The following is a 12,652-nucleotide window of genomic DNA, read 5'->3' on the forward strand; positions in this document are numbered from 1 at the left end:
GATTGGTTTAACTAAATTCTTGCCAAATTAAACTGACAAGCCTCCCTAATTATGGAGGCTTTTTTTATGACTATTTTTGAACGTCTTATTAAATTAGCTAAAGTTTATAGAGGAAAGGTATGCAAAACCTAGAACAAATTACCCAAGAAGCCCTAGCGGCTATCGCTAAAGCGGAAGATGGTAAGGCACTTGAAGCAATTCGTGTTGAATACTTCGGTAAGAAAGGGCCTTATACCCTCTTAATGCAAGGATTAAGAGATGTGCCTGCAGATGAGCGCCCAGCTGTTGGAGCAAAAATTAATGAAGCGAAACAAGCTGCACAAACTGCGTTAAATGCAAGAAAAGCTGAGTTAGAAGAAGCAGAGTTAAATGCTAAACTCGCAAAAGAACGTATTGATGTGAGTTTACCGGGACGTAAAACTGAAAATGGCGGCTTACATCCAGTTTCATTAACGATTGAACGTGTGGTGAAATTCTTCTCTGAGTTAGGTTTTGCGGTAGAAACAGGTCCGGAAATTGAGACCGATCACTATAATTTTGATGCGTTAAATATTCCAGCACATCACCCAGCTCGTGCAGATCACGATACTTTCTGGTTTGATGCAGAACGTTTATTACGTACCCAAACGTCAGGTGTGCAAATTCGCACTATGGAAAAACAACGTCCACCAATCCGTATTATTGCACCAGGTCGTGTATATCGTAACGATTACGACCAAACTCATACCCCAATGTTCCATCAAATTGAGCTGTTATTTGTAGATAAAAAAGCAAATTTCACAGAGTTAAAAGGATTATTACACGATTTCTTACGTAACTTCTTTGAAGAAGATCTACAAGTCCGTTTCCGTCCATCTTACTTCCCATTTACCGAGCCTTCGGCTGAAGTGGATGTGATGAGTAAAAATGGTAAATGGCTAGAAGTACTAGGTTGCGGAATGGTACATCCAAATGTATTACGCAATGTAGGCATTGATCCGAATGAGTATTCTGGATTTGCAGTAGGTATGGGAGTCGAGCGTTTAACTATGTTACGTTACAATGTCACTGACTTACGTTCTTTCTTTGAAAATGATCTACGTTTCTTAAAACAATTTAACTAATTTGCAGGGGAGATAACTTAAATGAAATTCAATGAATCTTGGCTGAGAGAATGGGTTAATCCTGCGATTACAACAGAACAATTATGCGATCAAATTACGATGCTTGGGCTAGAAGTTGATGGCGTAGAACCCGTTGCAGGTGAATTTAGCAATGTCGTTGTGGGTGAAGTGGTTGAATGTGCACAACATCCAGACGCAGATAAATTACGAGTTACCAAAGTTGATGTAGGAACAGGTGAGTTATTAGATATTGTTTGTGGTGCTCCAAACTGCCGTAAAGGCTTAAAAGTGGCTTGTGCCAAAGTTGGTGCAGTTTTACCGGGTGATTTTAAAATTAAAAAAGCCAAATTACGTGGTCAGCCATCAGAAGGAATGCTTTGTTCTTACGCTGAACTTGCGATTTCTACGGACGGTGACGGCATTATCGAGTTACCAGCAGATGCACCAATAGGAATGGATTTACGTGAATACTTTAATTTAAACGATCAAGCGATTGAAATTAGCTTAACGCCAAATCGTGCTGATTGCTTAAGTATTCGCGGTATCGCACGTGAAGTTGCAGTAGTTAATCAGGCGGAACTGAATCCATTACAATTTACACCAGTTAATGCCACAATTAGCGATAAAGTTGCGATTGATCTACAAGCACCAGAAGCTTGCCCACGTTATCTATTACGTATGGTAAAAAATGTTAATGTGAAAGCAAGAACCCCAATTTGGATGCAAGAAAAATTACGCCGTTGTGGTATCCGTTCTATCGATCCAGTAGTAGATATTACCAACTATATCTTATTGGAATTAGGTCAGCCAATGCACGCATTTGATGCAGATAAAGTGACACAACCAATCCAAGTTAGAATGGCGAAAGCGGGTGAAACTTTGGTGTTGTTAGATGGTTCCACAGCAGAATTAAAAGAGAATACACTGTTAATTGCTGATCAAAAAGGTCCATTAGCAATGGCAGGGATTTTTGGTGGTGAAGCCAGTGGTGTGAATGAAAATACAACCAATGTTATTTTAGAATCTGCATTCTTTGCACCATTAGCAATTACAGGTCGTGCAAGACAATATGGATTACATACTGATGCTTCACACCGTTATGAACGTGGCGTAGATTTTGAATTACAACGCTATGCAATGGAACGTGCCACAGCGTTATTACTCGAAATTTGTGGCGGTGAAGCTGGAGAAATTTGCGAAGTTGCAAGCGAAGAATTTTTACCAAAATTAAAACCAGTTACCTTACGTCGTGAAAAATTAGATAGTCTATTAGGACACGTTATTCCAACAGAAACTGTCACTGATATTTTCCAACGCTTAGGTTTCCAAGTCAGTTTCGCGGATAATGTTTGGTCAGTAATTCCAACAAGTTGGCGTTTTGATATTGAAATTGAAGAAGATTTGATCGAAGAAGTGGCACGTATTTATGGCTATAACACCATTCCAAATAATGCACCATTAGCACATTTAATGATGCGTGAACATAAAGAGTCTGATGTGTCATTAAGCCGAATCAAAACGGCTTTTGTTGAACATGATTATCAAGAAGCAATTACATATAGCTTTGTTGATCCTAAAGTACAATCTTTATTACATCCTCAACAAGAAGCATTAGTATTGCCAAATCCAATTTCAGTAGAAATGTCAGCAATGCGTGTTTCTTTACTTAGTGGATTACTTGGTGCAGTGGCTTATAACCAAAATCGCCAACAATCACGTATTCGTTTATTTGAAGCAGGATTGCGTTTTGTACCAGATAGCAATGCAGAAATTGGTGTGCGTCAGGAGTTTGTGATTGGTGGGGTAATTACAGGAACTCGTCATCCAGAGCATTGGGCAACTAAATCAGAAAGTGTTGATTTTTTTGATTTAAAAGGGGATTTAGAAAGTATTTTTGATCTGACTAATGCTGGAAAAAATATTAAATTTATTGCAAAATCTTATCCTGCATTACATCCGGGGCAATCAGCAGCAATTATGCTTGATGGCGAGGAAATTGGTTTTATCGGAACAATTCACCCTCGTGTTGCACAACGTCTTGATTTAAACGGTAAAGTGGTTGTGTTTGAAGTATTATGGAATAAGATTGCACATAAAGATGTAATTCAAGCCAAAGAAATTTCCCGTTTCCCAGCAAATCGTCGTGATTTAGCAATTATTGTCGCGGAAGATATTGCAGCAGATAGTGTATTAGCTGTGTGTCGTGAAGCTGCAGGTGCTCAATTAACGCAAATTAATTTATTTGACGTTTACCAAGGTCCGGGTGTCGCAGAAGGAACGAAGAGCTTGGCAATTAGCTTAGTGTTGCAAGATAAAGAAAAAACATTAAGTGATGAGGATATTTCAGCAGTGGTGAATGCCGTGTTGTCTGCATTGAAAGAGAAGTTAAATGCTTATTTGAGAGATTAATCTATGACGTTAACAAAAGTAGAACTCGCTGAAAATTTAATTGCAAAATTTGACTTAAATAAAAATGATGCCAAAGCATTAGTTGAGTCATTTTTTGAAGAAATTCGTGCTGCATTAGAATCAGGAGAGGATGTAAAGCTCTCTGGTTTTGGCAATTTTGAACTGCGTGATAAAACCCCTCGTCCAGGGCGTAATCCAAAAACTGGGGAATATGTACCCATTACTGCACGCCGAGTTGTCGTATTTAAGGCAGGGCAAAAATTACGGGCGAGAGTAGAGAAATCGAAGCCAAAAAGCTAATTCGTAAAAAGTATTCCTACTTGTGTAGGAATACTTTTTTTATACTCGTTTAAGCTCAAGATAAGATAAGACAACAAGCCGAAGACAATAATATGGCGAGGCGATGTAATTTAGTATTCCTTTGAAATTAAACGACTATATTTTCAACATGGTTTTAGCATGGAGAAGTAACGTGTTAGTAAAAATAACCTCTTCTTTAAAAGCAGGATTAGTTGCAATTTTTATATTAAGTTTGGTGGCGTGTTCAAGCTATCAACGTAACTATCATAGTCGTATGCCTGATCCTATCTATACCATGGCACAGCTGAGTGAACAGCAGCGAGAGTGGTATCGAACACCTTATCGAATTGGTGGCAATACTCGTAGTGGTGTTGATTGTTCGGGGTTTGTGATGCGTACTTTTGCTGATCGTTTTTCTATTCAGCTGCCGAGAACGACTACCGCACAATCGCAAGTGGGGATAAGAGTACCGCTTGAAGATATTCAAACGGGTGATCTGGTTTTCTTCAAAACAGGTAGAGGCCCAAATGGATATCATGTCGGTATTTATGTGAAAAATAATCAATTCTTACACGCTTCCACATCTGGCGGGGTAATTTATTCCTCGTTAAATAACCCATATTGGAGCAAGGCTTTCTGGCAAGTTCGCCGTTTATAATCTTAGTATTTAGGTTTCGCCCTAAAGTAAAGGGCGAATTCTTTTTTTTACTCGTATTATGGAAGTATAACCTAACCACTTTTCCAAGCTTCCCCTCTTCAATCGGTGAGCTGAAGAGGGACAGATTACCTCACAATTTCATAACAAGGTACATACTCTTCTGCACTTGGTAATTTCATCCGATGTTGAGCAACAAAGGATTTTAATAAAATTTCCATCTGTTCTAACACCATTGGATCACCATGTAATTTAAATACACCGTGTTTTTCCACTTCATCAATCGTATCAGGTTTAATATTTCCAGCAACAATACCAGAAAATGCACGGCGTAGATTAGACACAAGATCCATTAATGGTTGGTCAAGATGTAAATCTAAGGCTGCCATTGCTTGATGTGTTGGTTCAAATGGTGCTTGTAATACAGGGTCAATTTTTACTGCCCAGTTAAAGCTGTAAGAATCGCCTCGTTGATAACGTTGTTGTTTAATGATATCCATTGCTTGTTTCGCTTTGCGAGCGACTAACACAGGATTATCAATAATAATTTCATATTGTTGGCGAGCTTTTTCACCTAAAACTTTTTCAACAAAACGATCAATCGCATTGAAATAGTCTGCACAAGCTGCTGGTCCAGTTAAGATTAATGGAATTTCTTGTGCTTGATTTTCAGGATGCAATTTAATCCCTAATAAGAATAGGAATTCCTCGAAAGTTCCCGGTCCACCAGGGAATATTAGGAAAACGTGGCCAAGTCGTGTAAAGGCCTCTAAACGTTTTTCAATATCTGGCATAATAATTAATTCATTCACGATCGGGTTTGGCGGTTCAGAAGCAATAATGGACGGTTCTGTAATGCCAATAAAACGACTGCTTTTAAAACGCTGGTTTGCATGACCGATCGCAGCACCTTTCATAGGTGCTTCCATTACACCTGGGCCACAACCAGTTACTACATTTAATTCACGGTAACCAAGCTCTAAACCAACAGCACGACAATATTGATATTCGACTTCGTTAATGGAGTGTCCACCCCAACATACGACTAAATTAGGATCCTCACCTAATGGTAAGGCTTTAGCATTTCTTAAAATCGAAAAGACTTGATTGGTAATGCGTTCGCTTGGTTCGGCTTGTGGTAAATAAGCACCACGGAAACGTTCTTGATTAAGCTGAGCAAAAATAATATCGCGTAATACCGCAAATAAATGGTATTGAATATTGCGAATAATTTTATCATCAACAAAGGCACTTGCAGGTGGATTATGTAATTCTAACGCGATTCCACGTTCACGAGCACAAAGATTAATCGCAAAATCAGGGTATTGCCCAAGTAATTCTCGGCTATTATCGGTTACAGCGCCTGAATTTAAAACAGCTAATGAACAGTTACGATATAAAGGGTAAAGATCGCCTTCAGCGCCCTGTTTTAAACGAGCAACTTCAAGATGAGAAAGCTGATCCATACTTCCTCGAGGATTAATATAATAAATACTCATCACTTCCTCCTAAATTATTGGCGAGCTAGACGTAAATTTTCTGGTAATAGTTCGAAATTTGAACGAAACGGATTAATATCTAGGCCACCACGGCGAGTATAACGAGCGTAAACCGTTAATTTTTCTGGACGAGCATAACGCATTAAATCACAGAAAATACGCTCAACACATTGTTCATGAAATTCATTATGTTGACGGAAAGAAATTAAATAACGTAATAGCTTTTCACGATTAATCGGATGCCCAACATAATGAATCTGTACACTTCCCCAGTCTGGCTGTTGGGTAATTAAACAATTTGATTTTAATAGATGGCTGACCAGTGTTTCTTCGACCACAGAATCACTTGTTTTAACACAGTCTGCTAATAAATCGGGATTAAACTGATAGTTATCAATAGTAATATCTTGTTGATCAAGATTAACTCCCGAGAAGCAAGCAATAGGCTGTTGGGAATAGTGATCTAAGGTATGAATCACAACTTTAGCCTCTCCCTTTGCACACTGACGCAAATCTTTTTCAATCGTTGCACGAACAGTTTCCATATCCGGAAAATGAGTTTGATTAAAGCTATTTAAATAGAGCTTGAAACTCTTTGATTCAATTAAGTTTTCACTACGAAAATCGAGATAAACATCTGCGATTGCAACTTGTGGCACGCCTTTGCTGTTGAGCCACGAAAGTTCATATAGCGTCCAAATATCTGCACCTTGATCGAAAGGTTGTTGTTCAATAATGTTTAATTGTTGTCGATTTAAACGGCGTGGAACAGGCTGTAATAAATCCGGTTGATATTGATCGGCATAACCTGTTTTTTTGCCTAAGGTTAAGTGAGATAAACTTTCATCCTGATAATAAGTCATAATTTATCCTATAATTATTATGTTTTATGGTTGTAATTCCCAAGCAATATTTGACACTAAGCGACAATCATCGCATTTAAAATTAAAAATTGCGATTGGTTGTTCTAATCGCCAACTTTTCCCACAACAAGGACAACAACGATTTAATTCTTGTTGTAGATTTTCACCATTTACGCGATAAAGATAATAATAAACAGGCCGTTGTAAATGTTGTTCAAGCTGTTGGCGTAATGTATAGCCTTGTGTCGTCAATACACGATCAAAATCACTAATTTGTCGTACGCTGTCATCAACTAAGATATCGCCATTCATCTGTAATTGATCGCAAGCCTGCCAGTTTTCTTCCCATTTGATACAGTTAATGCCTAACTGGGTATTATCATGACATAGATGATATAAAGGGACAGGTGCGAGAGTATCTAATTTACACACAGGTGAGCTACTTTTTAGGTAGTTTGTGTAGAGCACCAATGCGGTTTCTGTTGAAACTGTGGTACAGGTTTCATCAGAATTCAGATCAATGGCAAACACTTCATAGCAATCTAATGAAATCCCAATATTACTTAAATTATTTAACGATTGTGTGACAAAATCGCTATTGTGGCATTGATCTAATGACGTTGTTTCTGGACAATTAACATTAATCTCAAATACCAATAAACCTTCTGTAGAAAAACGATAAGTAACGGGAATTTCTCGTCCAATAATTTGCCCATTGTAACGCCAAGCATCAATCAACTGGTTGCAATAATGTAAGCCTTGATTAATATCATAACGCTGTTGTTTTTCTGTCAGAAACGTGACTTTGGTTAAATACATTAAATTTTCCTATAAATGCAGCAAAGAGCATATACTATGCTTTTCTGACAAGAATCTAAATATCTAATCATAAAAATGCGAGGAGTTATGCAAAAAACAGCCTTATTAGTGGATTATCTCAATGAATTACAACAAATTATGCAACAACATCAATTATGGCAACAGCAGCCACCTGCCGAATCAGCTTTTGCCAGCCAGCAACCTTTTGCCGTGGATACCATGGAAGCAACCGAGTGGTTACAATGGATTTTTATTCCAAGAATATTGGCTTTAATTGAAGCAGATGCACCATTACCAACGGCAATTGCTATTACCCCTTACTTAGAAGAAGCCTTAAAAGAACATCCTCATCTACCAAGATTATTGGTTCCAATCCAAAAAATTGAGGTGTTATTAACCAATGGATAAGCCACAACCATTAGAAATTTTGTATCAAGACGAGCATTTAATTGCAGTGAATAAACCAGCAGGAATGTTAGTACACCGCAGTTGGCTAGATAAACACGAAACAGAATTTGTTATGCAAAGGTTACGTGATCAAATTGGTCAATATGTTTTTCCGATTCATCGTTTAGATCGTCCTACGTCAGGGGTATTGCTGTTTGCATTAAATAGTGAAATAGCAACGCAAATGTGCCTACAATTTGAAAACAAATTGGTAGAGAAGCGCTATTTAGCGGTTGTACGAGGTTATTTACGAGGAAAAGACCGTATTGATTATCCATTAAAGTCGAAACTTGATAAAATTGCAGATAAATTTGCGCGTGTAGATAAAGAAGCACAACAAGCGATCTCTGATTATCGTAGTCTGGCAACAATGGAATTGCCTCTGCAAGTTGGGCGTTATCCAACAGCACGTTATAGTTTAGTTCAACTAACACCTCATACAGGGCGTAAACACCAATTAAGACGCCATCTAAAGCATATTTTCCACCCCATTATTGGCGATACACAATATGGGGATTTGCACCAAAATAGGGCTTTTGCTGATTATTTTGCGGTAAACCGCTTATTATTACATTCTGAAAGTTTGACACTATTTCATCCAATTACTAAACAAAAGTTAGAAATTGTCGCACCATTAGATCAAAACTTCCTGAAAATAAAGAATATTTTTTATGCAAAACCCTAACCCTTTTGCTAAAAAAACGTGATTTTTTTGTGACAATTCTTCAACTTTTTAGAAAAAGTTACGCTTCATTATTGCAAATTGTTTGGTTGTCTTATATATCTAATCATTGCGTCAGGTGTGTAACTTGATTCTGCAAACATAATATCTCACCTTTATTCAAGAGGAACTACAATGAAAAATTTATTCAAATTAGGTATGGTAACCAGCTTGATGCTTACCTCTGCATCAGTTATGGCGGAAGATAAATTTGTTACTATCGGTACTGGTGGTCAAACAGGTGTTTACTATGTCGTTGGCCAATCAATTTGCCAATTAGTGAATCGTGATACAGCAAAAACAGGTTTAAAATGTAATGCACCATCAACTGGAGCATCTGTGGCAAACTTAAACGGTATTGCTAATAAACAATTAGATATGGGGATTGCTCAATCTGACTGGCAATATCACGCTTACCACGGTACAAGCTCTTTTGAAGGTAAGAAAAATGAAAAATTGAGAGCAGTATTCTCAATTCACCCAGAACCATTCACTGTAATGGCTCGTGATGACTCAGGTATCAAATCATTTGATGACTTAAAAGGTAAACGTGTAAATGTGGGTGACCCAGGTTCAGGTACACGCGCAACTATGAATGTAATCTTAAAAGCGAAAGGTTGGGATGATTCAGTATTTAAAGTGGCTTCTGAATTAAAACCTGCTGAAATGGCATCAGTAATGTGTGATAACAACTTAGATGCAATTACTTATAACGTAGGTCACCCAAATGGTGCGTTAAAAGAAGCAGCAGCATCTTGTGATGCACACTTAGTTCCAGTCACTGGTCCTGCGATTGATAAATTAGTTGCGGATAACCCTTACTATGCGAAAGCAGTTATCCCAGGTGGACTTTATAAAGGTTCAGATCAACCAGTAGATACTTTCGGGGTATATGCAACATTAGTATCATCAACAGATGTTTCACCAGATGTTGTTTATCAAGTTGTGAAAGCAGTGTTTGATAACTTTGATCGTTTCAAACGTTTACACCCAGCATTTGCAAACTTGAAAGAATCTGAAATGATTAAAAATGCGTTATCCGCACCATTACATGAAGGCGCAGTTCGTTACTATAAAGAACGTGGCTGGATGTAATGTATCATTTATAAAAATGACAATATTTAAGGCAGGTCTTCCTGCCTTTTTTCGGTTTTTTGGATTTTGATTTTAGGAGAGAGAAGAAATGACCTCAGTGACAAAACAAAATACTGCTGATCTTGAAGATCTTCAGGATATGGTCGCCTCAAATGATAGCGGTGGTCGAAATCCTTATGGCTTCTCCAAATATGTGATTATTTGGACAGCTATTGCTTGGTCGTTATTTCAAATTTATTATGCATCACCGTTGCCATTTTGGTTACAAGAAATCATCAAAAGTCTAGGTTTAGGTATCAATGTGGTGGTCGATGATACAAAGGCACGTTCTATCCACTTAGCCTTTGCAATTTTCTTGGCTTATCTATCGTACCCAGCATTTAAACGTTCACCAAAGCAACACATTCCTGTCATTGATTGGATTTTTGCTGTGGTTGGTGCTGTATTATGTCTTTACCCAATTATTTTTTACAACGAATTAGTTTCTCGTTTTGGGGCACCAAATTTACAAGATATTATTGTAGGTATCATTGGTATTTTGCTGTTGTTAGAAGGGACAAGACGCAGTTTAGGTTTACCGTTAGTGATCATCGCAATTGTTTTCTTACTCTATAACTATTTTGGTCAATTCTTCCCAAGCAGTTGGTTAGTGAGCCATAGAACAGGAACATTATCCCATATTATCAACCAACAATGGGTGACAACTGAAGGTGTGTTCGGTGTAGCACTAGGGGTATCAACAAAATATGTATTCTTGTTTGTGTTATTTGGGGCATTATTGGATAAAGCTGGTGCAGGGAACTATTTCATCAAAACTGCCTTTGCTTATTTAGGACATTTGCGTGGTGGTCCGGCGAAAGCGGCGGTTGTAGCTTCTGGATTGACAGGTTTAATTTCCGGTTCATCTATCGCTAACGTGGTTACAACAGGTACCTTTACCATTCCAATGATGAAGCGAGTTGGTTTCTCTGCAGAAAAAGCAGGCGCAGTTGAAGTGGCTTCGTCAGTAAATGGACAAATTATGCCACCAGTAATGGGAGCTGCTGCTTTCTTGATGATTGAGTATATCAATATGCCATATAACGAATTGATTACTCATGCGTTTTTACCAGCAGTTATTTCTTATATTGCGTTGGTTTATATCGTGCACTTAGAGGCTTGCAAATTAAATCTACAAGGTTTACCACGTCAAGATGTTGCGAAACCTTGGGTTGTGACAGTGTTACGTACTTTATCAACTTTTATCATCATCTGTTTGCTTTATTTTGCCGTTGAGTTTGGTTTAGGTTGGTTAAAAGTGGTAACGCCTAACTTTGCCTTTGTCATTGTTTGTGTGTTATTAGCGATTATCTATCTACTCTTGCTTTATCGTGTATCAACATTCCCAGATTTAGAAATTGATGATCCGAATCAAGAAGTTGTGGTATTGCCAAAAGCAAAACCAACAGTTAATGCAGGGCTTCATTTCTTATTGCCTGTCGTTATCTTGATTTGGTGTTTGATGGTAGAACGTTTATCACCGGGGTTATCTGCATTCTGGGGAACAATGGCTTTAACCATCATTCTGTTAACGCAACGTCCACTATTAGCGTATTTCCGTAAGCAAGGTGGTTATGCAGAGAACTTTAAACAAGGCTTACAAGAATTAATTAACGGTTTAGAAACGGGTGCTCGCAATATGATCGGTATCGGTATTGCGACAGCAACCGCAGGGATTATTGTTGGTGTTGTGGCATTGACTGGTTTCGGTGTACAGCTTTCAGGCATTATCGAAATTTTATCAATGGGCAACATTTTATTAATGTTGATCCTTGTAGCAGGTTTTAGTTTGATTTTAGGGATGGGATTACCAACCACAGCTAACTATATTGTGGTTTCTTCCTTGATGGCTGGCGTAATTGTTGAGGTTGGTCGCCAAAATGGATTAATTGTACCGTTAATTGCAGTGCATTTATTCGTATTCTATTTTGGAATTATGGCGGACGTAACTCCACCAGTAGGCTTAGCCTCTTTCGCTGCTGCCGCAGTATCAGGTGGTAATCCGATTAAGACCGGTATGGTGGCATTCTTCTATAGTATGCGTACGGCATTATTGCCATTCCTATTTATCTTCAATACAGATTTGCTATTACTTCATGTTGATTTCTTCCATGCAGTATTAATGTTCTTTGTGGCGACGATAGCGATGTTTGCCTTTACTGCAGCGACAATGGGCTGGTTTATTACTAAAAATAAATGGTGGGAAACTTTAGTCTTATTATTAGTGGCATTTATGCTATTTAGACCAGGATTCTTTATGGAATATGTGTCACCAAGCCAACGCCATATTCAACCAGATCATTTAGTTGAACAAGTTGCACATTCGCCAGTAGGTGAACCATTAATGTTAAAAGTTTCTGGGATTAACCCTTACGGTAAACCAATAGAGTTTTATGCAGAGCTCAAAGTACCAGCAGGGCAAACTGGGGAAGAACGTTTACAAAAAATGGGCTTAACCTTATTAGCGACAAATGAACAAATTGAGGTTGAAGGCGAACAAATTAATAAGATTATTATTGATAATGTTGAGATTGATTCTCCAGCAGCAAAAGCAAACTTAAATTGGGATCAAGTGATCTTAGATGTTGCAGTTCCAGTGAAAGGTGCTTTAAACAAAGAGTGGATGTTCATTCCAGCATTGTTAATTTTATTAGCATTAGTATGGCATCAACGTCGCCGAGTCAAAAAAGAGGGGAAATAAA

11 protein-coding genes are annotated in these 12,652 nt (G+C 38.0%); 8 read left to right on the forward strand and 3 right to left on the reverse strand.

The window, feature by feature from the left end; genetic code table 11:
• Positions 1-119: 119 nt before the first annotated feature.
• The 4 genes from pheS to PF272_RS00335 all read left to right on the forward strand — a co-directional run bounded on the left by pheS (position 120) and on the right by PF272_RS00335 (position 4,470).
• Entirely contained in the window at positions 120-1,103 is a 984-nt protein-coding gene (gene pheS / locus PF272_RS00320; protein ID WP_271141207.1) for a phenylalanine--tRNA ligase subunit alpha, read from the forward strand.
• 21 nt (positions 1,104-1,124) lie between these two features.
• Entirely contained in the window at positions 1,125-3,512 is a 2,388-nt protein-coding gene (gene pheT, locus PF272_RS00325; RefSeq protein WP_271141208.1) for a phenylalanine--tRNA ligase subunit beta, read from the forward strand.
• Between the two features lie 3 nt (positions 3,513-3,515).
• Positions 3,516-3,812 carry an integration host factor subunit alpha gene (locus PF272_RS00330; RefSeq protein ID WP_065234638.1) on the forward strand — a complete coding sequence of 99 codons (297 nt, stop codon included), beginning with the start codon at positions 3,516-3,518 and terminating at the stop codon, positions 3,810-3,812.
• 172 nt (positions 3,813-3,984) lie between these two features.
• Positions 3,985-4,470 carry a C40 family peptidase gene (locus tag PF272_RS00335; RefSeq protein WP_413789409.1) on the forward strand — a complete coding sequence of 162 codons (486 nt, stop codon included), beginning with the start codon at positions 3,985-3,987 and terminating at the stop codon, positions 4,468-4,470.
• Positions 4,471-4,595: 125 nt separating this feature from the next.
• Here the strand turns inward: PF272_RS00335 and ppnN are convergent, their stop codons facing one another.
• Genes ppnN through PF272_RS00350 form a run of 3 tightly spaced genes read right to left on the reverse strand, consistent with a single transcriptional unit; the run spans position 4,596 to position 7,648 of the window.
• A complete protein-coding gene (gene ppnN / locus PF272_RS00340; RefSeq protein ID WP_271141210.1) occupies positions 4,596-5,966 on the reverse strand; it encodes a nucleotide 5'-monophosphate nucleosidase PpnN in 1,371 nt (456 codons plus the stop codon).
• A gap of 14 nt (positions 5,967-5,980) precedes the next feature.
• A complete protein-coding gene (gene queF / locus PF272_RS00345; RefSeq protein WP_271141211.1) occupies positions 5,981-6,829 on the reverse strand; it encodes an NADPH-dependent 7-cyano-7-deazaguanine reductase QueF in 849 nt (282 codons plus the stop codon).
• A gap of 24 nt (positions 6,830-6,853) precedes the next feature.
• Positions 6,854-7,648 carry a DUF2310 family Zn-ribbon-containing protein gene (locus tag PF272_RS00350; RefSeq protein ID WP_271141212.1) on the reverse strand — a complete coding sequence of 265 codons (795 nt, stop codon included), beginning with the start codon at positions 7,646-7,648 and terminating at the stop codon, positions 6,854-6,856.
• Between the two features lie 87 nt (positions 7,649-7,735).
• Here PF272_RS00350 and PF272_RS00355 point away from each other — a divergent pair, with 87 nt between their 5' ends.
• The 4 genes from PF272_RS00355 to PF272_RS00370 all read left to right on the forward strand — a co-directional run bounded on the left by PF272_RS00355 (position 7,736) and on the right by PF272_RS00370 (position 12,651).
• Positions 7,736-8,056 (forward strand): YqcC family protein, encoded by a 321-nt coding sequence (locus PF272_RS00355; RefSeq protein WP_271141213.1) that lies wholly within the window; start codon positions 7,736-7,738, stop codon positions 8,054-8,056.
• Positions 8,049-8,780 (forward strand): tRNA pseudouridine(65) synthase TruC, encoded by a 732-nt coding sequence (gene truC, locus PF272_RS00360; protein WP_271141214.1) that lies wholly within the window; start codon positions 8,049-8,051, stop codon positions 8,778-8,780. Before PF272_RS00355 ends, truC begins: the two co-directional genes overlap by 8 nt.
• 171 nt (positions 8,781-8,951) lie before the next feature.
• Positions 8,952-9,911, forward strand: a complete 960-nt coding sequence (locus tag PF272_RS00365) for a TAXI family TRAP transporter solute-binding subunit (protein WP_065235146.1) — start codon at positions 8,952-8,954, stop codon at positions 9,909-9,911.
• An 88-nt stretch (positions 9,912-9,999) separates the two neighbouring features.
• Positions 10,000-12,651: a TRAP transporter permease gene (locus PF272_RS00370; protein WP_271141215.1), complete on the forward strand. Its 2,652-nt coding sequence runs from the start codon at positions 10,000-10,002 to the stop codon at positions 12,649-12,651.
• The last annotated feature ends 1 nt before the right edge of the window (position 12,652 follow it).

Origin of the sequence: Gallibacterium faecale (assembly GCF_027920745.1) — a bacterium.
GTDB classification, from domain to species: domain Bacteria; phylum Pseudomonadota; class Gammaproteobacteria; order Enterobacterales; family Pasteurellaceae; genus Gallibacterium; species Gallibacterium faecale.